The sequence below is a fragment of the Pseudomonas sp. REB1044 genome (genome assembly GCF_038813925.1).
Classification (GTDB): domain Bacteria; phylum Pseudomonadota; class Gammaproteobacteria; order Pseudomonadales; family Pseudomonadaceae; genus Aquipseudomonas; species Aquipseudomonas boreofloridensis.
In genome coordinates this window covers 2,143,859-2,162,905 of sequence record NZ_CP046139.1, presented here as the reverse complement: position 1 = coordinate 2,162,905, position 19,047 = coordinate 2,143,859, and the positions used below count along the sequence as shown (strand labels likewise).

Below are 19,047 nucleotides of genomic sequence, written 5' to 3'. Positions count from 1 at the left end.
TTTGTTACACAAAATTACCTTGTGCGTCACGGCGATTAGTCGCTGCCTGCGGCATCTCGTCACATTGCTCGTACATCTTTGGTCTTATAAAGGCGTCGATAGCGCTTCGCCTTGCTGAATCGACCGAAGGGTTTGATATACTCCGTCCCTGACCACAGGGTCATCGGGGCGAACCCTTGGAATAGGCGGCTCGCCCTCGGCCAGGTAAGGCCAGTAAGCCTGGGCTGTTACCGCACCCAGCACTTGACGCTCGACTGATGCATCCACCATCACCGCTCGCAGCCTCTCGACCATCCGCTCAAGGCACCGCCAGGGCGAAGCGCCTACCCTGCGCACCTCGAGACTCGAGTACGCTCAGCACACAGAGAGTTAACCCGCATGCCCACCCGTTCCAAGATCATCTATACCTTCACCGACGAAGCCCCCGCCCTCGCCACCTACTCGCTGCTGCCGATCATCGAAGCCTTCACCGCTTCGGCTGACATCGCCGTCGAAACCCGCGATATTTCCCTGGCTGGCCGTATCCTCGCGTCGTTCCCCGAGCAACTGGGCGCAGAGAAGCAGGTAGGCGATCATCTGGCGGAACTGGGTCAACTGGCCACCACCCCTGAAGCCAACATCATCAAGCTGCCGAACATCTCCGCATCGGTTCCGCAGCTCAAGGCGGCGATCAAAGAGCTCCAGGCCAAAGGCTTCAACATTCCTGACTACGCCGATGAGCCGACCACTGCCGAAGAGAAAGAGTCGCGCGCGCGCTACGACCGGATCAAGGGCAGCGCTGTGAATCCGGTGCTGCGTGAAGGCAACTCCGACCGCCGCGCCCCGCTGTCGGTGAAGAACTATGCGCGCAAGCATCCGCACAAGATGGGCGCCTGGGCGGCCGACTCCAAGTCGCACGTCGCTCACATGAGCCAGGGCGACTTTTATGGCAGCGAGAAATCGGCGCAGATCGAAGCCGATGACAACGTGCGCATCGAACTGGTCGGCAAGGACGGCAAGATCACCGTCCTCAAGGAAAAAACCGCTGTCAAAGCCGCCGAAGTCATCGACTGCGCTACCCTGAGCCGCAAGGCGCTCAAGACCTTCGTCGCCGAGCAGATCGCCGACGCCAAGGCCTCTGGCGTGCTGTTGTCGGTTCACCTCAAGGCCACCATGATGAAGGTCTCCGACCCGATCATGTTCGGCGTGATCGTCGAAGAGTTCTATAACGATGTGCTGAGCAAGCATGCCGACGCCCTGGCCCAAGTGGGCTTCAACGCCAATAACGGCATCGGCGACCTGTATGCCCGCATCAAAGACCTGCCTGCCGAGAAGCAAGCCGAGATCGAGGCCGACATCCAGGCCCTGTATGCCGTTCGCCCGGCCCTGGCCATGGTCAACTCCGACAAGGGCATCACCAACCTGCACGTACCGAGCGACGTCATCGTCGACGCTTCGATGCCCGCGATGATTCGTGACTCGGGCAAGATGTGGAATACCGCCGGCGAGTTGCAGGATGCCAAAGCTGTCATTCCTGACCGCTGCTACGCTGGCATCTATCAGGCCACCATCGAGGATTGCAAGCAGCACGGCGCCTTCGATCCGACCACCATGGGCAGCGTGCCAAACGTCGGCCTGATGGCGCAGAAGGCCGAAGAGTACGGCTCCCACGACAAGACCTTCCAAGCCCAAGCCGACGGCGTCGTGCGTGTGGTTGACGGAAAAGGCAAAGTTCTGCTGGAGCAGAACGTCGAGGCCGGCGACATCTTCCGCATGTGCCAGACCAAAGACGCTCCGATCCAGGACTGGGTCAAGCTGGCCGTCAACCGCGCCCGCCTGAGCGATACCCCGGCCGTGTTCTGGCTGGACCCGGCACGCGCTCACGATGGCGTGATGATCGAGAAGGTGCAGAAGTACCTGAAGGATCACGACACCAGCGGCCTGGATATCCGTATCCTGGCACCGGTCGACGCCATCAAGTTCTCCCTCGCACGCATTCGCGAAGGCAAGGACACCATTTCGGTTACCGGTAACGTGCTGCGCGACTACCTGACCGACCTGTTCCCGATCATGGAACTGGGCACCAGCGCCAAGATGCTGTCGATCGTCCCGCTGATGAGCGGCGGCGGCCTGTTCGAGACCGGCGCCGGCGGCTCGGCACCCAAGCACGTACAGCAATTGGTGGAAGAGAACTTCCTGCGCTGGGACTCGCTGGGTGAATTCCTTGCCTTGGCAGCCTCGCTCGAGCACCTGGGCAACACCTACGACAATCCGCGCGCCAAGGTTCTGGCCAACACCCTCGACCAGGCCACCGGCAAGTTCCTCGACACCAACAAGTCCCCTTCGCGCAAGGTGGGCGGTATCGATAACCGTGGCAGCCACTTCTACCTGACCCTTTACTGGGCCGAGGCGCTGGCAGCTCAAACCGACGACGCCGCACTGCAAGCGCGCTTCGCACCGCTGGCCAAGACACTGGCAGAGAACGAGGCGACCATCGTCGCTGAGCTCAACGCCGTCCAGGGCAAGCCGGTCGACATCGGCGGCTACTATGCGCCGGATGCCGAACTGACCGCCAAGGTCATGCGCCCAAGTCAGACCTTGAACAACGCCATCGCTGCACTGTAATAAACGGCTGAGGCAACACCACAAACCCCGGGCTTTGAACCGGGGTTTGTGCTTTCTGGACAAACGATTTCAAGCCCAACAGGAGCCCGGAACATGGCCTGGCAACCTCACATCACCGTCGCCACCATTGTCGAACAGGAAGGCACATTCCTCTTCGTCGAAGAGCTCAAGGCTGGCAAGCATGTGCTCAACCAACCCGCTGGCCATCTCGAAGCCAATGAGACGCTCGCCCAAGCCGCGTTGCGCGAAACCCTCGAAGAAACGGCCTGGGAAGTCGAGCTGACTGGCGTCGTCGGCATCTATCTGTATACCGCCCCCAGCAACGGTGTGACCTATCAACGCATCTGCTTCGCGGCCCGCCCCGTGCATCATCACCGCGAACGCGCATTGGACAGCGATATCACGCGCGCCCTGTGGCTGACCCGCGCCCAGTTGCTAGCCGATTCCGAGCGCTGGCGCAGCGAGCTAGTGCCACGCTGCCTGGACGACTACCTGGCAGGCCCGCTGCACAGCCTCGCACTGCTGCGCGACTGACGCGCAGGCCCTGGCCTGATAGAATCGGCGTTTTTCCCCTTGATACACATCGGTAGCCATGACCAGTCCAGCACCCAAAGACCCCTCCAGGACCCGCGTCATCGTCGGCATGTCCGGCGGCGTCGACTCATCCGTCTCCGCCCTCCTGCTCATGGAGCAGGGCTATCAGGTGGAAGGTCTGTTCATGAAGAACTGGGAAGAGGACGACGGCACCGAATATTGCACTGCACGCGAGGACCTGGCAGACGCCCAGGCGGTCTGTGACCGCATCGGCATTACGCTGCACACGGCCAATTTCGCCGCCGAGTACTGGGATAACGTGTTCGAGCACTTCCTGGAAGAATACAAGGCCGGTCGCACACCCAATCCAGACATCCTGTGCAACCGCGAAATCAAGTTCAAGGCGTTCCTCGACTACGCACTGTCCCTGGGCGCTGACTTGATTGCTACGGGCCATTACGTGCGTCGGCGTGACACCGGCGCCCTCACCGAACTGCTCAAGGGACTGGATCCGAACAAGGACCAGAGCTATTTCCTGCACGCTGTCGGCGGCAAGGAGATTGCCCGCACGCTGTTTCCCGTCGGCGAACTGGAGAAGCCCGAGGTACGTGCCATTGCCGAGAAACACGGCCTGGCCACCGCGAAGAAGAAGGACTCTACGGGCATCTGCTTCATCGGCGAGCGCCGCTTCAGTGACTTCCTCAAGCAGTACCTGCCGGCCCAGCCTGGTGAGATTCAAACCACCGACGGTGAAGTCATCGGCCAGCACCACGGTTTGATGTACCACACCATCGGTCAACGTCAGGGGCTGGGTATCGGCGGCCTGAAAGACGCAGGCGACGAGCCCTGGTATGTGCTCGACAAAGACCTCTCGCGCAATGTACTGGTGGTTGGCCAGGGCAACGAGCATCCCTGGCTGTTCTCCCGAGCCCTGCTGGCTTCGGGAATCTACTGGGTCAACCCGGTGGATTTGACCCGCCCGCGGCGCCTCAGCGCCAAGGTCCGTTATCGCCAGGGCGACCAGGCCTGCACCCTGGAGCGCACCGCCGAGGGCTACCGCGCCGTATTCGATGAGCCGCAACGCGCTGTGACGCCTGGACAGTCGGTGGTGTTCTACGACGGCGAGATCTGCCTGGGCGGCGGCGTGATCGAAACCGCCGAGCCTTGGAGCCCGCGCGAATGAGCAACCTGCGGGAGCAGTTGATCGCCCTTGGTGGCGTGTTCCAGGCAGCCGTCATGGTCGACCGAATCGCCCGAACCGGGCAGTCCAGTGAAGCGGATATCGGCTGTCTGCTGGGCAGCCTGCTGGTGCGCGACCCCAAAAACACCCTGGAGGTGTTCGGCGGCGACGACCTCAACTTACGTGAGGGCTATCGTGCTCTGGTCGGCGCCCTGGAACGCGACCCCAGCAGCCTGCAACGCGAACCACTGCGCTATGCACTATCGATGCTGGGCCTGGAGCGTCAGCTGGGTAAGCGTGATGACTTGCTGGAGACCATTGGCAATCGACTACCGCAGATCCAGGCGCAAGCCGACCACTTCGGACTCGTCCACGAGAACGTCATCGCCTCCAGCGGCGCGCTGTACCAAGACACGCTGAGCACCCTGCGTCAGCGTATCCAGGTGCACGGCGACATGCGTTTCCTGCAACAGGCCAGCAACGCCTCGAAAATTCGTGCGTTGCTGTTGGCCGGCATCCGCGCCGCACGCCTATGGCGGCAGCTGGGTGGACACCGGTGGCAACTGGTCTTTAGCCGCCGCAAGCTACTCAACGAACTGTACGACATGATGCGGTCGCCTTCTTGAGTGGCTTACACCCGCTGTGCAGGCAGGCCTGGCCTCGCAGGCAATGCAGCATCTGCCGCTGCGTGTTCGACTAGAACGGTCTGCGCTGGACCGAGAAACGCTTTTCATGACCACACCTTTGGTCAGCCACCCGACCCCGGCGCGATTTTCATGTATGATATGCGCCCTCCAAAAGCCCGACTGTCCGAGAGCACCCCATGCAGCTTTCTTCGCTCACTGCGGTTTCCCCTGTAGACGGCCGTTATGCCGGCAAAACCCAGGCCCTGCGCCCTATCTTCAGCGAATTCGGCCTGATCCGTTTCCGTGCCCTGGTCGAAGTGCGCTGGCTGCAGCGTCTGGCCGCCCACCCGCAAATTGGCGAAGTGCCAGCGTTTTCTGCTGAAGCCAACGCCGTGCTGGACAGCCTGGCCAGCGATTTCAAGCTCGAGCATGCCGAGCGCGTCAAGGAAATCGAGCGCACCACCAATCACGACGTCAAGGCCATCGAGTACCTGCTCAAGGAGCAGGCAGCCCAATTGCCAGAACTGGCAAAGGTTAGCGAGTTCATTCACTTCGCCTGCACCAGTGAAGACATCAACAACCTGTCTCACGCGCTGATGCTGCGTGCCGGTCGCGACGACGTGCTGCTGCCGCTGATGCGCCAGATCGCCGAGGCCATCCGCGCCCTCGCCCATCAGCATGCCGACGTGCCCATGCTCTCGCGCACCCACGGCCAACCCGCCTCGCCAACCACGCTGGGCAAGGAACTGGCCAACGTGGTCTATCGCCTGGAGCGCCAGATCGCCCAGGTAGCCGCCGTTCCCCTGCTGGGCAAGATCAACGGCGCCGTGGGCAACTATAACGCTCACCTGTCGGCCTACTCGCAGATCGACTGGGAGCAGAACGCTCGCGCCTTCATCGAAGACGAGCTTGGCCTGCAGTTCAATCCCTACACGACGCAGATCGAACCGCACGACTATATTGCCGAACTGTTCGACGCCATCGCCCGCTTCAATACCATCCTCATCGACTTCGACCGCGACGTCTGGGGTTACATCTCGCTGGGCTACTTCAAGCAGAAGACCGTCGCCGGCGAGATCGGCTCCTCGACCATGCCGCACAAGGTCAACCCGATCGACTTCGAAAACTCCGAAGGCAACCTGGGCATCGCCAACGCACTGTTCCAACACCTGGCCAGCAAACTGCCAATCTCCCGCTGGCAGCGTGACCTGACCGATTCCACCGTGCTGCGCAATCTGGGCGTCGGCTTCGCCCACAGCGTCATCGCCTATGAAGCCAGCCTCAAGGGCATCGGCAAGCTGGAAATCAACACCGCCCGCATCGCCGCAGACCTCGACGCCTGCTGGGAAGTGCTGGCCGAGCCGATCCAGACCGTCATGCGCCGCTTCAACATCGAAAACCCGTACGAGAAGCTCAAGGAACTGACCCGCGGCAAAGGCATCACGCCAGAAGCGCTGCAGACTTTCATCGAAGGTCTGGATATGCCTGCCGAGGCCAAGGCCGAGCTCAAACTGCTGACGCCAGCCAGCTACATCGGCAACGCAGCTGCGCAGGCCAAACGCATCTGAACGGCGCCCTGCGGACCACGCCCGGCCTCGCCGGGCGTTTTTATTCCCGGATTAAAATTTCATATTTTCAATAGGTTGAGCATGAATCCTGATACTCCACTGCAGTTGCTTGGCGGCCTCACAGCCCGTGAATTCCTGCGCGATTACTGGCAGAAAAAGCCCCTGCTGGTACGCCAGGCATTCACCGACTTCCAAAGCCCTATCGATCCCGACGAACTGGCCGGCCTGGCACTGGAAGAGGAAGTGGAATCGCGCCTGGTGTTGGAGCACGGCGAGCGCCCCTGGGAAATGCGTCGCGGGCCGTTCGAGGAAGATACCTTCGCTACCCTGCCCGAGCGTGACTGGACGCTGCTGGTCCAGGCAGTGGACCAGTTCGTCCCAGAAGTCGCCGAGCTGCTGGAGCATTTCCGCTTCCTGCCAAGCTGGCGCATCGACGACGTGATGATCAGCTTTGCCACTCCCGGCGGCAGCGTCGGCCCACACTTTGACAACTACGACGTGTTCCTGCTGCAAGGTCACGGCCAACGCAACTGGAAGATCGGCCAGATGTGCGACAGCGACAGCGCACTGATCGAACACGCCGACCTGCGCATCCTGGCCAACTTCGAGCAGAGCGACGAGTGGACGCTGGCGCCGGGCGACATGCTCTATCTGCCGCCACGCCTGGCCCACTACGGTGTAGCTGTCGACGACTGCCTGACCTACTCGGTCGGCTTCCGTGCGCCCAGTGCCGCCGAGGTGCTCACCCATTTCACCGACTTCCTCAGCCAGTTCCTGCCTGACGAGGAACGCTACAGCGACGCCGACGCTCAGCCTGTCAGCGATCCCCATCAGATTCAGCACGACGCGCTGGATCGCCTGAAAGCCCTGCTGGCCGAGCACATGGGCGACGAGCGCCTGCTGCTGACGTGGTTCGGCCAGTTCATGACTGAACCCCGCTATCCCGAGCAAGTCGCAGGCGAAACGCTCACCGAACAGGATCTGCTCGACAGTCTTGAACGTGGCGCCATACTGATACGCAACCCTAGCGCTCGCCTAGCGTGGTCGGAGGTCGATGACAATCTGCTGCTGTTTGCCAGCGGCCAGAGCCGCCTGCTCTCAGGACACCTGCGCGCACTCTTGCAACTGATTTGTTCCGCCGACGCCCTGCACAGTGAAAACCTTGCAGAGTGGCTGGAAGAGGAAGAAGGCATCACGCTGGTGTGCCAGTTGATTCAACAAGGAAGCCTGGGATTTGCCGATGAATAAAATTCGCGTTCGTCTCGCCGACTGGCATAAGGACAATGCCGACATCCAACGCATCCGCAACGCGGTGTTCGTGGCCGAACAGCACGTGCCGCCCGAGTTGGAGTTTGACGCCGAGGACCCGGGTGCCGTGCATTTTCTGGCCATGGAAGGCGACTACTCGATAGGTACCGCGCGCCTGCTGCCAGACGGCACCATCGGCAGGGTATCGGTACTCAAGGATTGGCGAGGACTGAAGGTCGGCGACGCCCTCATGAAGGCGGTGATCGATGAAGCGCAGAAACGCAACCTGAAGCAACAGATGCTCAGTGCGCAATTCCATGCGACCGCGTTCTATGAGCGCCTGGGCTTCAAAGTGGTCAGCGAGGAGTTTCTTGAGGCGGGCATTCCGCATGTGGATATGGTGCGCGACTCAAGCGAAATCGCTTGAGCGCCAGCCTGGCCGATACTGGCCAGGCACTCGCTCGATCAGGCCAGCGCCTGCAAATAGGCACTGGCCTCGTGGTAGCGACTAAGACGCGCCATATCGACCGGCCCCGGACAAACCAGGCGAGAAAGGTCACTGTTGTCTGCAAGGTCTGCCAGCTTGACTTCACGGGCCAATGGGTCGCTTCCCAGCCGCACCACGAAGTCGTCATAGCGCTCATCCTCGCGCCGGCTCAGCGCGAGAAGCGCGGCAAGTATCTTGAGAGGAAAGCCTTCCCGCGCCAAATCGGACAAAGTCACCGAGGTATCTTCGAGCACATCGTGAAGCACGGCGACAATTCGCTGCTCAGGGGTCGACACCCGCGCCATGACCCTAAGCGGATGCAGGATATAGTCCGCACCACCCTTGTCCAACTGCCCAGCATGAGCTCGGGTCGCCAGTAAAATTGCTCGCTCCACGCTAGACATGCCCCCTCCTTCAACGCTCACATAGCCGAACCGCATGACGCCAACGTGTCGTATGGCGCCGTGTCTGCTCAGCATAGCCCGGCAAATGTACGTGGACATCAATACCCTGGCCGCGCCAGCGCTGCGGTGCCGGTTCATTGTCACGTTGGACCGGCAACGGGCTCGATTAGTTTTGCACAAAGGAAAGATTGCCCAACCCAGATTACCCGCCAGCCAGCAGCCACAGGCCGGCGGACGAATCAGCGCTGAGCACCATGCTGAATTACGATCGAGTCCGTACCAAGCCGAGCCATGACATCGGCCTTGCGCGCATCGGCCTCATCCCTGGAGGGGAACGGCCCCATCAGCACCACCGGCTTGCCCTCTCGATAGTCGACGCGCGAGGGAATACCCTTTTCCAAAAGTCGTGCGGTCATGTCGGTGAGCGCTCCCATGTTAGGCCCTTGCACAACCTCAACGTCCCAGCCTTCCGGCGCCGGCTCACCCGCCAATGCATCCGCGCGGCGCTGCAAGTCGGCACCGCCGCAGACCTCGCGAATGCGCAGGTTGTTGCCGCTATCATCCACCAGTATCTCGTATTGACCGTCATGCTTGATCGCGACGTAACTGCGATAGGGCTCATACTGGCCAGCGTCGTCCTTGCCGCGCACCTGACCACAGATCGAGCCTTGAGTGTCGATCCGCACGTTGGCGAACTTGGCGCTCTTGGGGTTGTGCAGATGCTCTGCGACCTGCTTGTGAACACCCTCGACCTCGTTCTCGCAGCCCGCCAGGGCTATTATCGCCATCACCACCGTCAGCTTGCGCACGCATCTATCTCCTGAGTCGAAGGGGCGGGATTCTATCATGCTGGCAGTGAGAGACCGACGCTCGCGCTGTCGCACCCCATAACCTTGATCTTGGGAGGGAGACGCGGGAAAACACGGAAAACGAAAAGGGCGATCCTTTCGGATCGCCCTTTTCGTCGATTTGGTAGGCACAATTGGACTCGAACCAACGACCCCCACCATGTCAAGGTGGTGCTCTAACCAACTGAGCTATGTGCCTGTCGTGTGGTGCTCATATTAGAGCTCGCCTACGCACCTGTAAAGCGTTTTCTTCAAAAAAATCAAAAACTTTGCGACTTCGAGAATCAGCAACATGCAAAAGGGGCGACCCTTGCGGATCGCCCCTTTCGTCGATTTGGTAGGCACAATTGGACTCGAACCAACGACCCCCACCATGTCAAGGTGGTGCTCTAACCAACTGAGCTATGTGCCTGTCGATGAGGGCGCATTCTACGCATCATAAAATTGCTGTCAACTGTTTTTTTCGCGCTAACCTACTGATTATTAAAATATTTGCCCCGCGCAGATGGCATTCCAGGGTGTGAAGGATTTTCAACAGGTGACTAGCGGGTGTTTATTATTATTGATAGCATCGCTCCATGCGTTAAAAATATAAAACACGAGGTTTCCATCATGGCTCACACCCCCTACCCACAGTCTTACTACGCCGCCTCGGCCAACCCGGTGCCGCCACGTCCGGCGCTGCAGGGTGAGGTGGAAACCGATGTGTGCATCATCGGCGCCGGCTACACCGGTCTCTCCAGCGCCCTATTCCTGCTGGAAAGCGGCTTCAAGGTCACGGTGCTCGAAGCCGCTAAAGTCGGTTTCGGCGCGTCGGGTCGCAATGGTGGCCAGATCGTCAACAGCTACAGCCGCGACATCGATGTCATTGAGCGCACCGTTGGCCCACAGCAGGCGCAGTTGCTTGGCCAGATGGCTTTCGAGGGGGGGCGCATCATCCGTGAGCGAGTCGCCAAGTACAACATCCAGTGCGACCTGAAAGATGGCGGTGTATTTGCCGCGCTGACCAGTAAACAGATGGGCCATCTCGAATCGCAGAAACGCTTGTGGGAGCGCTTCGGTCACAATCAATTGGAGTTGATGGATCAACGACGCATCCACGAAGTGGTGGCCTGCGACAACTATGTCGGCGGCATGCTGGACATGAGCGGCGGGCACATCCATCCGCTGAACTTGGCCTTGGGCGAGGCGGCTGCAGTCGAATCACTGGGCGGCGTCATCTATGAACAGAGCCCGGCAGTGCGCATCGAGCGCGGCAGCAATCCCCAGGTACACACGCCACAAGGCAAGGTACGCGCCAAGTTCATTATCGTCGCAGGCAATGCGTACCTGGGTAATCTGGTACCGGAGCTGGCAGCCAAGTCCATGCCCTGCGGCACCCAGGTAATCACCACCGAGCCTTTGAGCGAAGAACTGGCCCGCACCTTGCTGCCGCAGGATTACTGCGTCGAAGACTGCAACTACCTGCTCGACTACTACCGCCTGACCGGCGACAAGCGGCTGATCTTCGGCGGTGGCGTGGTGTATGGCGCGCGGGATCCTGCAAACATCGAAGCGATTATCCGTCCAAAGATGCTCAAGGCGTTCCCACAGCTCAAGGACGTAAAGATCGATTACGCCTGGACCGGCAACTTCCTGCTGACGCTGTCGCGCCTGCCGCAGGTGGGCCGTATTGGCGACAACATCTACTACTCCCAAGGTTGTTCAGGTCACGGCGTAACTTACACCCATCTGGCCGGCAAGGTGCTGGCCGAGGCGCTTCGCGGCCAGGCAGAACGCTTCGACGCCTTTGCCGATCTGCCGCACTATCCGTTCCCTGGCGGCCAACTACTGCGCGTCCCGTTCAGTGCCCTGGGCGCCTGGTATTACAGCCTGCGCGACCGCCTGGGGTTCTGAGCGGCGCGATTCTAGAAAGTGAGGGCCGGAGTTCGGCCCTTCTCCAGGCATGAACATCACCCAGCGCTACTGTCCCAGACTACGCAGCGCCTGTTTAGCGGCAATCTCCTGGCCTTCTCGGGCCAGCTCATCGGCAGCCTTCACCCAACGCTGGCGGTCAACTCCAGCAGGCAACCGGCTGGGCGACTGAACCAACACGGCCCAAGCGCCCTCCTTGACCCAGGCACTCTCGAAGGTATCGAAATCCAGCAGATGGCGCCGGCTCATGCCTGAACGCAACAGCACACGTTGCTTGTAACGGTCGTAGCCGATCAGCACGGCATAGCGCGGCTCCCCAAACAGCGCGGATCCATCGTGGTAGCGCAGCAGCACGGGATTGCCCGCAGCAACCTGAGTCAACAAGGCATCCAGACGCTTGTCCAGCGGATACACCACCCTTCCATATTCGCGCACTACTCGCGCAATCGCGGCTTCCAATGACGCCGCACGCTCTGGCATGCCCAGCGCATTGCCCAGCAGACCCGGGGTGATGGGCGCGCCTTGTTGTGACAGCAAGGCGGCCAAGGCCATGGCGCTGCTGTAATTGGCGTTACCGCGATAGAACGGCACGCTGCTGATCTCTACGCGCTGGGGCAGTCGGTCGAGCGCGGCCGGCGCAGTCGAAGCACAACCGGTGAGATTCGCGGTCAACAGCAAGGCCACCAGCCACCTATACCGACCACCGCTCAAGGACTTGAGAAAATCGTGCGACATGAACACTCGCTTGTATCGACGCCTGGCTGACAGTGCCTGGCACTGGGGGCTGATCATAGGCGCCTGGGGGGTTCGGGTACAGCCCGCGGCTGGCTTGAAACCAAATTCCCCTGACGGCTAGACCTAAGGTCAATGGAACGTCATGCGCGCAGCGCTACACTAAAGAAGTGTCTGGAGGGTCGAGCCGAAAGCTGGCCCGAGAGAAGGAGGCACGTCCATGAGCCTGACAATGGCAATTATCACGTTGATCGCAATGTGGCTAAGCGTGGCAGCGGCCATGCTATGGGGGGTACTGCGCATCGCACGTCGCCATGCCCGTCCATACCACAACCCAACCACCGATTCGCCCAAGCCACAATCGCCTGGCCGCGCACGACGGCATGCGGGGGCACATTGACCTGACAGGAAAAGGAGCTGTCGCCAGCCCCATGCTTCCTACTCAGGCGTCCATCTGCTCACGCCGAATGCGCGCGCGTCTCACCATGATGTTAAGCACCTCGATGGCGGTCGAGAACGCCATCGCCGCGTACACGTAGCCCTTGGGTACGTGGGCACCGAAACCTTCGGCAATCAGGGTCATACCGATCATGATCAGGAAACCCAGGGCCAGCATCACGACCGTGGGGTTGTCGTTGATGAACTTGGCCAGAGGATCGGCAGCGACCAACATCACGATCACCGCGCTGATTACGGCGATGATCATAATCGGCAGGTGCTCGGTCATGCCGACGGCTGTAATGATGCTATCGACCGAGAAGACGATGTCGAGCAACAGGATCTGACCAATTGCGGCAGCGAAGCCCAGGGTCACGGTATTCCCACCCTTCGAGGTTTCTTTCGCACCGCGTGGGTCTACGCTTTCATGAATCTCTTTAGTCGCCTTCCATAGCAGGAACAAGCCACCTGCGATCAGGATCATGTCTTTCCAGGAGAATGCGTGACCCAACACTTCGATAACCGGCTCGGTAAGCTGGACAATCCAGGCCACCGTCGACAACAGCGCCAAGCGCATGATCAACGCCATGCTGATACCGATGCGCCGCGCTTTTGAGCGATAGGCCTCAGGCAGCTTATTGGTGAGGATGGAAATGAAAATCAGGTTATCGATGCCGAGCACGATTTCCATTGCCACCAGCGTAGCCAAGGCCACCCAAGCCGTCGGGCTCGCGGCAAGTTCCAACAAGTATTCCATTTAGTGCCTCTTCGCTCAGATGTCTTGGGTATCGTGCTTGTCTTGATGGTTTTCCGGCTTGGGCGGTTTTCCACCCAAGGTGTCGTTCAGCGCTTGCTGAGCCGTTTCGTGCGTTTTGTCGATCGCCTGTCTGGCCGACTCTGCGGCCTGATCGAGCACGCGTTGCGCAGACTGTTCGGCCTGATCGCAGCCTGCAGTAGTCAGCAGCACCAAGGCCAGCACCAAAGGCGTACCAATGGATTTCAGTTGTAGCATGGTGTCCTCACTTGTCGATGTCCCGCGACGCAGCCGCGCCTATAGACAGGCATTCTATGCAGGGCAACAGTTCAGGAAAATTCGTATTTTTACCGGGTATACTTCGGTTTTTACGAAAGACTCAGACATCCCATGCTTAATTATCGACAGCTCCACTACTTCTGGGTCGTGGCCAGGACTGGCAGCATTACCCGTGCCAGCGAGCAATTGAATCTGACCCCGCAAACCATCAGCGGTCAGATCAGTCTGTTTGAGCAAACCTATGATCTGCAGTTGTTCCAGCGTGTCGGTCGTCAATTGGAACTGACTGAAACCGGCCGCCAGACGCTGGCCTACGCCGAGCAAATGTTCCAGATTGGCAGCGAACTGGAAACCTTACTGCGCGCCGGCCCCGAGGAGCAGATCCTGTTTCGTGTCGGCGTGGCGGACGTGGTACCCAAGTCGATCGTCTATCGGCTCTTGGCACCGACCATGGCGGCAGATGAAACACTGCGCATCAATTGCCGCGAAGACAAACTCGAGCGGCTGCTGGCCGACCTTGCCATCCAGCGCCTGGACCTGGTGATCTCCGACAGCCCCATGCCGGGTCACCTGGATATCAAGGGCTACAGCCAGAAACTCGGAGAATGCGGCCTGAGCTTCTTTGCCACGCACGCGCTCGCCGCACGCCTGACACAATCGTTTCCAGACTGCCTTCACGATTCGCCGTTGCTCATTCCGGGTCAGGAGACGGTCGTACGCAGCCGCTTGTTGCGCTGGCTCGCCGAACAGCAGGTGCAACCGCGTATCGTCGGAGAGTTCGACGACAGCGCCTTGATGCAAGCCTTTGGTCAGTCTGGCAGCGGCATCTTCGTGGCGCCCAGCGTGATTGCTGACGAGGTCTGTCGTCAGTACGCCGTGCAACTGATCGGCCAGACTGACGCTGTGCAGGAATCGTTCTATGCGATCTCGGTAGAGCGCAAGGTCAAGCATCCAGGCATCGTCGCCATTACCGAGGGCGCGCGGCGAGACCTGTTCAACGGCTGAGCGGATGAGCAACGCGTTCCGTCAGTCTCGCCCTACTGCGGCTGTGCTACAGTCCACGGTTTGTCCGAATCTGGAACCGCGCGGCACATGATCCCCATTTTTCGTCTCCTGAACCGCACCAGCCTGGTGATGCAGATCCTTGTCGGCTTGGTAGCCGGTATCGCCCTGGCCTTGATAACGCCCAGTCTGGCTCGCGAACTGGCGTTCCTGGGCAAGGTATTCGTGACGGCGCTCAAGGCGGTTGCGCCGATTCTCGTGTTTGTCCTGGTCATTGCCTCCATCGCCAATCATCAGCAAGGACAACAGACCCATATCCGACCCATCCTCTGGCTGTACCTGCTAAGCACTTTCGGGGCTGCAGTCGTTGCCGTGGTGGCGAGCATGGCGTTTCCCTCGTCGTTACTGCTGAGCACCCACGAGGCCACACTGGCGGCGCCCGGGGCATAACGGAAGTGCTGCAAGGACTGCTGTTGAGCGCTGTCGACAATCCGGTGAGCGCCTTGGTGAATGCCAACTTCATCGGCATCCTGACCTGGGCCATCGGCTTGGGCGTGGTGTTGCGCAAAGCGGGCAAGGCCACACGGGGCGTGATCGACGATGTGTCCAACGGCGTTACCGAGTTGGTGCGTCTGGTGATCCGCTTCGCGCCGCTGGGTATTTTCGGTTTGGTCACCGCGACCTTGGCCGAGGCTGGGCTGGGTGCGCTGCTCGGTTACCTGCACCTGCTGGGCGTGCTCATCGGTTGCATGCTGTTCGTGGCGCTGGTGATGAACCCGTTGATCGTCTGGTGGCAGATCCGCCGCAACCCTTACCCACTGACCCTGCTGTGCCTGCGCGAAAGCGGTATCACGGCGTTCTTCACCCGCAGTTCGGCGGCGAACATTCCGGTCAACCTGGCATTGTCGCAGCGCCTGGGCCTGCATGAAGACACCTACTCCGTGTCGATTCCCCTGGGCGCAACCATCAACATGGCGGGCGCAGCCATCACTATCACCGTATTGACGCTCGCGGCAGTCCATACGCTTGGTATTGGCGTGGATCTGCCTACCGCTGTACTACTCAGCGTAGTGGCCGCCATCTGCGCTTGTGGGGCATCGGGCGTGGCTGGCGGTTCGCTGCTATTGATTCCGCTGGCCTGCAGCTTGTTCGGCATCCCCAGCGAAATTGCCATGCAGGTTGTAGCCGTCGGTTTCATCATTGGCGTCCTGCAGGACTCGGCCGAGACCGCGCTCAACTCGTCCACTGACGTACTCTTCACCGCCGCCGCCTGCGAAGCCATGGAGCGACGGGCAGCCTGAGCGTATCCAGCAATTGCCTGCGTGAGGGACAGGCCCTAGGCTAGTGGCCTTTCCTAGCGACGAGGCAGGGCCATGTCAGAACATGAAAGCACAGGCGAAGGCCGCTTCAACGGCATCGAGATCCGTATCCTCGGCTCGTTGATCGAGAAGCAGGCCACCAGCCCTGAGAGCTACCCGCTGACGCTCAACGCGTTGGTCCTGGCCTGCAACCAGAAGACCAGTCGCGAGCCGGTGATGAATCTGTCTTCTGGCCAAGTGGGCCAGGCCCTGCGAGCACTCGAAGGGCAAGGCATGACTCGCCTGCAGATGGGCAGCCGGGCAGACCGCTGGGAGCACCGGGTGGACAAGGCGCTGGAACTGGTTCCGGCCCAGCAGGTGCTGATGGGCTGATGTTTCTGCGCGGACCGCAAACCGTCAACGAGCTGCTGACCCGCAGCAGTCGGCTTCATGACTTCGAAGAGCTTGAGCAGGTTCAGCATCAACTGGAGCGCTTGGTGTCACGCGGTCTGGCATTGCATCTACCACGCCAGGCAGGACAACGCGAGGACCGTTACACCCATGCCTTGGGCGATCCTGCGGAGGTGGACGCGATTCTCGCAGCACGCCAGCAGGACAGTGGAATGCGCGGCACTCCTGCGGCCGCCACCGAAGAACGTATAGACGCACTGGAAGCGCGAATCGCCGAACTGGAAGCGCGCCTGGCGCTGCTCGAAGGCTGAAACGACTGACCCGCCCTTAGCGGTTGCGAGGGCGGGTCAGTCCGACAGGAGGAGGCGGCGGCCTTACGCCGGTGCGGACGTGCGAATCAGGTGATCGAAAGCGGCCAGCGAGGCCTTGGCGCCCTCGCCCACGGCAATGACGATCTGCTTGTACGGCACGGTGGTCACATCACCGGCTGCAAATACGCCAGGGATGCTGGTCTGACCTTTCGCATCGACAATGATCTCGCCACGCGGCGACAGCTCGACGGTCCCTCTGAGCCAATCGGTGTTCGGCAGCAGACCGATCTGTACAAAGATGCCTTCCAGCGCCAGCTCGTGGACCAGCTCGGTGGTGCGGTCCTTGTAGCGCAACCCCGTGACTTTCTCACCATTGCCCAGCACCTCGGTGGTCAGCGCGCTGGTGATGACCTTGACGTTTGGCAGACTATGCAACTTGCGCTGCAACACGGCGTCGGCGCGCAGTTGGCTGTCGAATTCGATCAGCGTCACCTGGGCGACGATACCGGCCAGGTCGATGGCCGCCTCCACACCCGAGTTGCCACCACCAATGACCGCCACACGCTTGCCCTTGAACAAAGGGCCGTCGCAGTGCGGGCAGTAAGCCACACCACGGGCTCGGTACTCCTGCTCGCCGGGCACATTCATCTCACGCCAGCGCGCGCCAGTGGCCAGAATCACCGTCTTGGCCTTGAGCGAGGCACCGCTGGCCAGACGCACCTCGTGCAGCCCACCCTCACTGGCAGGAATCAGCGCGTCGCCACGCTGCAGGTTCATGATGTCGACGTCGTATTGCTTGACGTGTTCTTCCAGTGCAGTGGCCAGTTTTGGCCCTTCGGTTTCCTGAACGGAAATGAAGTTCTCGATCGCCAAGGTGTCGAGGACCTGACCGCCGAAGCGCTCTGCAGCCACGCCGGTGCGAATACCTTTACGCGCGGCGTAGATGGCTGCGCTCGCGCCGGCAGGTCCACCACCGACCACCAATACATCGAAAGCATCTTTGGCGTTGATTTTCTCGGCCTGACGACTCCCGGCATTGGTGTCGATCTTGCCAAGGATTTCCTCCAGGCCCATACGACCCTGGCCGAACACCTCACCGTTGAGGTAGACGCTGGGCACTGCCATGATCTTGCGCGACTCGACTTCGCCCTGGAACAGCGCACCGTCGATGGCAACGTGGCGGATGTTGGGATTGAGCACCGCCATCAAGTTCAGCGCCTGGACCACATCCGGGCAGTTCTGGCACGACAACGAGAAGTAGGTTTCAAAGGTGAAATCGCCCTCCAGCGCCTTGATCTGTTCGATGACTTCGGCACTGGCCTTGGAGGGGTGGCCGCCAACTTGCAGCAGCGCCAGCACCAGGGAGGTGAATTCGTGACCCATCGGGATGCCGGCGAAGCGCAGGCTGATATCGCCCCCTGGGCGGTTGAGCGAGAACGAAGGGCGACGAGCATCGCTGCCGTCCTCGCGCAGAGTGATGAGGTTCGACAGGCTGGCGATTTCAACCAGCAGGTCGTGCATTTCTCGGGATTTCGCCCCGTCGTCGAGGGAGGCAACGATCTCGATCGGCTGGGTGACCCGCTCCAGGTAGGTTTTCAGTTGCGATTTAAGCGTGGCGTCCAACATACGGGCGATTCCTTTTTTCAAAACTCGGATACAAAAACGCCCAGGCGAACTCGCCCGGGCGTTTGACGGGGCAGTGAAGCGTTCAGCGTTGGCGGCTGCTCACCGCCCGCAGTCGGCGCATGACCTTAGATCTTGCCGACCAGGTCCAGCGAAGGTGCCAGGGTGGCCTCGCCTTCTTTCCACTTGGCCGGGCAGACTTCGCCTGGGTGAGCGGCTACGTACTGGGCAGCCTTGACCTTGCGCAGCAGCTCGGTCGCATCGCGGCCAACACCGCCATCGTTCAGCTCGACGATTTTGATCTGGCCTTCCGGGTTGATGACGAAAGTACCGCGATCGGCCAGACCGGCCTCTTCGATCAGCACATCGAAGTTGCGCGAGATGAGGTGGGTCGGGTCACCGATCAGCGGGTACTGGATCTTGCCGATGGTGTCCGAAGTGTCGTGCCAGGCCTTGTGGGTGAAGTGGGTGTCGGTGGATACGCCGTAGATTTCCACGCCCAGCTTCTGGAACTCGGCGTAGTTGTCGGCAAGATCGCCCAGTTCGGTTGGGCAGACAAAGGTGAAGTCGGCTGGGTAGAAGAATACGACGGACCATTTGCCCTTGAGGTCGGCTTCGCTGACCTGCACGAACTCGCCCTTGTGGTAGGCAGTGGCGTTGAACGGCTTGACCTGGCTGTTGATGATTGGCATGGAAACGCTCCTTCGAGGGTTGATTAACTGGGGTGTGTAACGTTCGATGGGGTTAATCCTATCCAATGGTCTGAGCGATCGCTCATTGGCAAAG

17 protein-coding genes, 2 tRNA genes and 2 pseudogenes are annotated in these 19,047 nt (G+C 60.5%); 12 read left to right on the top strand and 9 right to left on the bottom strand.

Features of this window, described 5'->3' with window-relative positions; all coding sequences use genetic code 11:
* The first annotated feature begins 378 nt into the window (after window positions 1–378).
* The 7 genes from GKC70_RS10080 (at window position 379) to GKC70_RS10050 (ending at window position 8,187) form a co-directional block, all read left to right on the top strand.
* Window positions 379–2,604: an NADP-dependent isocitrate dehydrogenase gene (locus GKC70_RS10080; RefSeq protein ID WP_342651218.1), complete on the top strand. Its 2,226-nt coding sequence runs from the start codon at window positions 379–381 to the stop codon at window positions 2,602–2,604.
* Window positions 2,605–2,697: 93 nt separating this feature from the next.
* Window positions 2,698–3,138, top strand: coding sequence for an NUDIX hydrolase (locus tag GKC70_RS10075; RefSeq protein ID WP_029614437.1), 441 nt, complete (start codon window positions 2,698–2,700; stop codon window positions 3,136–3,138).
* 58 nt (window positions 3,139–3,196) lie between these two features.
* Complete coding sequence (gene mnmA, locus GKC70_RS10070; protein WP_342651217.1) at window positions 3,197–4,321, top strand: tRNA 2-thiouridine(34) synthase MnmA; 1,125 nt, start codon at window positions 3,197–3,199, stop codon at window positions 4,319–4,321.
* Window positions 4,318–4,944 (top strand): high frequency lysogenization protein HflD, encoded by a 627-nt coding sequence (hflD, locus tag GKC70_RS10065; protein ID WP_342651216.1) that lies wholly within the window; start codon window positions 4,318–4,320, stop codon window positions 4,942–4,944. Before mnmA ends, hflD begins: the two co-directional genes overlap by 4 nt.
* A 197-nt stretch (window positions 4,945–5,141) precedes the next feature.
* The gene (gene purB / locus GKC70_RS10060) at window positions 5,142–6,512 is read left to right on the top strand and encodes an adenylosuccinate lyase (RefSeq protein WP_304482540.1); all 1,371 of its coding nucleotides are present in this window, start codon (window positions 5,142–5,144) and stop codon (window positions 6,510–6,512) included.
* A gap of 81 nt (window positions 6,513–6,593) precedes the next feature.
* Complete coding sequence (locus tag GKC70_RS10055; protein ID WP_342651215.1) at window positions 6,594–7,760, top strand: cupin domain-containing protein; 1,167 nt, start codon at window positions 6,594–6,596, stop codon at window positions 7,758–7,760.
* Window positions 7,753–8,187 (top strand): GNAT family N-acetyltransferase, encoded by a 435-nt coding sequence (locus tag GKC70_RS10050; RefSeq protein ID WP_342651214.1) that lies wholly within the window; start codon window positions 7,753–7,755, stop codon window positions 8,185–8,187. The genes GKC70_RS10055 and GKC70_RS10050 overlap by 8 nt, the downstream gene beginning before the upstream one ends.
* Before the next feature lie 38 nt (window positions 8,188–8,225).
* Here GKC70_RS10050 and GKC70_RS10045 read toward each other — a convergent pair whose 3' ends face one another.
* The 4 genes from GKC70_RS10045 to GKC70_RS10030 form a co-directional block, all read right to left on the bottom strand.
* Window positions 8,226–8,651 carry a GTP pyrophosphokinase gene (locus tag GKC70_RS10045; protein WP_342651213.1) on the bottom strand — a complete coding sequence of 142 codons (426 nt, stop codon included), beginning with the start codon at window positions 8,649–8,651 and terminating at the stop codon, window positions 8,226–8,228.
* A 239-nt stretch (window positions 8,652–8,890) separates the two neighbouring features.
* Window positions 8,891–9,460, bottom strand: coding sequence for an SPOR domain-containing protein (locus GKC70_RS10040; RefSeq protein WP_039578458.1), 570 nt, complete (start codon window positions 9,458–9,460; stop codon window positions 8,891–8,893).
* Window positions 9,461–9,621: 161 nt separating this feature from the next.
* Window positions 9,622–9,698, bottom strand: a tRNA-Val gene (locus tag GKC70_RS10035).
* Window positions 9,699–9,834: 136 nt separating this feature from the next.
* Window positions 9,835–9,911: transfer RNA gene (locus tag GKC70_RS10030), tRNA-Val, on the bottom strand.
* Window positions 9,912–10,111: 200 nt separating this feature from the next.
* Here GKC70_RS10030 and GKC70_RS10025 point away from each other — a divergent pair.
* A complete protein-coding gene (locus GKC70_RS10025; RefSeq protein ID WP_342651212.1) occupies window positions 10,112–11,395 on the top strand; it encodes an FAD-binding oxidoreductase in 1,284 nt (427 codons plus the stop codon).
* Window positions 11,396–11,461: 66 nt separating this feature from the next.
* Here GKC70_RS10025 and GKC70_RS10020 read toward each other — a convergent pair whose 3' ends face one another.
* Entirely contained in the window at window positions 11,462–12,205 is a 744-nt protein-coding gene (locus GKC70_RS10020; RefSeq protein ID WP_342651211.1) for a peptidase C39 family protein, read from the bottom strand.
* Window positions 12,206–12,365: 160 nt separating this feature from the next.
* Here GKC70_RS10020 and GKC70_RS10015 point away from each other — a divergent pair, with 160 nt between their 5' ends.
* Window positions 12,366–12,545, top strand: a complete 180-nt coding sequence (locus GKC70_RS10015; RefSeq protein WP_342651210.1) for a hypothetical protein — start codon at window positions 12,366–12,368, stop codon at window positions 12,543–12,545.
* A gap of 42 nt (window positions 12,546–12,587) precedes the next feature.
* Here GKC70_RS10015 and GKC70_RS10010 read toward each other — a convergent pair whose 3' ends face one another.
* Together GKC70_RS10010 and GKC70_RS10005 are read right to left on the bottom strand one after the other, a co-directional pair.
* Window positions 12,588–13,340 (bottom strand): TerC family protein, encoded by a 753-nt coding sequence (locus GKC70_RS10010; RefSeq protein WP_029612310.1) that lies wholly within the window; start codon window positions 13,338–13,340, stop codon window positions 12,588–12,590.
* A gap of 15 nt (window positions 13,341–13,355) precedes the next feature.
* The gene (locus tag GKC70_RS10005) at window positions 13,356–13,595 is read right to left on the bottom strand and encodes a hypothetical protein (RefSeq protein WP_317872487.1); all 240 of its coding nucleotides are present in this window, start codon (window positions 13,593–13,595) and stop codon (window positions 13,356–13,358) included.
* Window positions 13,596–13,727: 132 nt separating this feature from the next.
* On the opposite strand from GKC70_RS10005, the gene nhaR reads away from it, so the two are divergent.
* From nhaR to GKC70_RS09990, 3 genes and pseudogenes are all read left to right on the top strand, one after another.
* The gene (gene nhaR / locus GKC70_RS10000; protein WP_342651209.1) at window positions 13,728–14,621 is read left to right on the top strand and encodes a transcriptional activator NhaR; all 894 of its coding nucleotides are present in this window, start codon (window positions 13,728–13,730) and stop codon (window positions 14,619–14,621) included.
* A gap of 87 nt (window positions 14,622–14,708) precedes the next feature.
* Window positions 14,709–15,919, top strand: a pseudogene (gene sstT / locus GKC70_RS09995) (serine/threonine transporter SstT).
* Between the two features lie 72 nt (window positions 15,920–15,991).
* Window positions 15,992–16,638, top strand: a pseudogene (locus GKC70_RS09990) (DUF480 domain-containing protein).
* A 63-nt stretch (window positions 16,639–16,701) separates the two neighbouring features.
* Here GKC70_RS09990 and ahpF read toward each other — a convergent pair.
* Together ahpF and ahpC are read right to left on the bottom strand one after the other, a co-directional pair.
* Window positions 16,702–18,264: an alkyl hydroperoxide reductase subunit F gene (gene ahpF / locus GKC70_RS09985; protein WP_342651208.1), complete on the bottom strand. Its 1,563-nt coding sequence runs from the start codon at window positions 18,262–18,264 to the stop codon at window positions 16,702–16,704.
* A 125-nt stretch (window positions 18,265–18,389) separates the two neighbouring features.
* Window positions 18,390–18,953, bottom strand: a complete 564-nt coding sequence (ahpC, locus tag GKC70_RS09980) for an alkyl hydroperoxide reductase subunit C (protein WP_029612316.1) — start codon at window positions 18,951–18,953, stop codon at window positions 18,390–18,392.
* Window positions 18,954–19,047: the final 94 nt, after the last annotated feature.

Coding starts and splice junctions, on each gene's coding strand:
- GKC70_RS10020 (WP_342651211.1), bottom strand. CDS start 12,205: ATGATCAGCCCCCAGTGCCAGGCACTGTCAGCCAGGCGTCGATACAAG.
- GKC70_RS10045 (WP_342651213.1), bottom strand. CDS start 8,651: ATGTCTAGCGTGGAGCGAGCAATTTTACTGGCGACCCGAGCTCATGCT.
- purB (WP_304482540.1), top strand. CDS start 5,142: ATGCAGCTTTCTTCGCTCACTGCGGTTTCCCCTGTAGACGGCCGTTAT.
- ahpF (WP_342651208.1), bottom strand. CDS start 18,264: ATGTTGGACGCCACGCTTAAATCGCAACTGAAAACCTACCTGGAGCGG.
- hflD (WP_342651216.1), top strand. CDS start 4,318: ATGAGCAACCTGCGGGAGCAGTTGATCGCCCTTGGTGGCGTGTTCCAG.
- GKC70_RS10050 (WP_342651214.1), top strand. CDS start 7,753: ATGAATAAAATTCGCGTTCGTCTCGCCGACTGGCATAAGGACAATGCC.
- GKC70_RS10010 (WP_029612310.1), bottom strand. CDS start 13,340: ATGGAATACTTGTTGGAACTTGCCGCGAGCCCGACGGCTTGGGTGGCC.
- mnmA (WP_342651217.1), top strand. CDS start 3,197: ATGACCAGTCCAGCACCCAAAGACCCCTCCAGGACCCGCGTCATCGTC.
- GKC70_RS10015 (WP_342651210.1), top strand. CDS start 12,366: ATGAGCCTGACAATGGCAATTATCACGTTGATCGCAATGTGGCTAAGC.
- GKC70_RS10075 (WP_029614437.1), top strand. CDS start 2,698: ATGGCCTGGCAACCTCACATCACCGTCGCCACCATTGTCGAACAGGAA.
- GKC70_RS10005 (WP_317872487.1), bottom strand. CDS start 13,595: ATGCTACAACTGAAATCCATTGGTACGCCTTTGGTGCTGGCCTTGGTG.
- GKC70_RS10025 (WP_342651212.1), top strand. CDS start 10,112: ATGGCTCACACCCCCTACCCACAGTCTTACTACGCCGCCTCGGCCAAC.
- ahpC (WP_029612316.1), bottom strand. CDS start 18,953: ATGCCAATCATCAACAGCCAGGTCAAGCCGTTCAACGCCACTGCCTAC.
- GKC70_RS10080 (WP_342651218.1), top strand. CDS start 379: ATGCCCACCCGTTCCAAGATCATCTATACCTTCACCGACGAAGCCCCC.
- nhaR (WP_342651209.1), top strand. CDS start 13,728: ATGCTTAATTATCGACAGCTCCACTACTTCTGGGTCGTGGCCAGGACT.
- GKC70_RS10055 (WP_342651215.1), top strand. CDS start 6,594: ATGAATCCTGATACTCCACTGCAGTTGCTTGGCGGCCTCACAGCCCGT.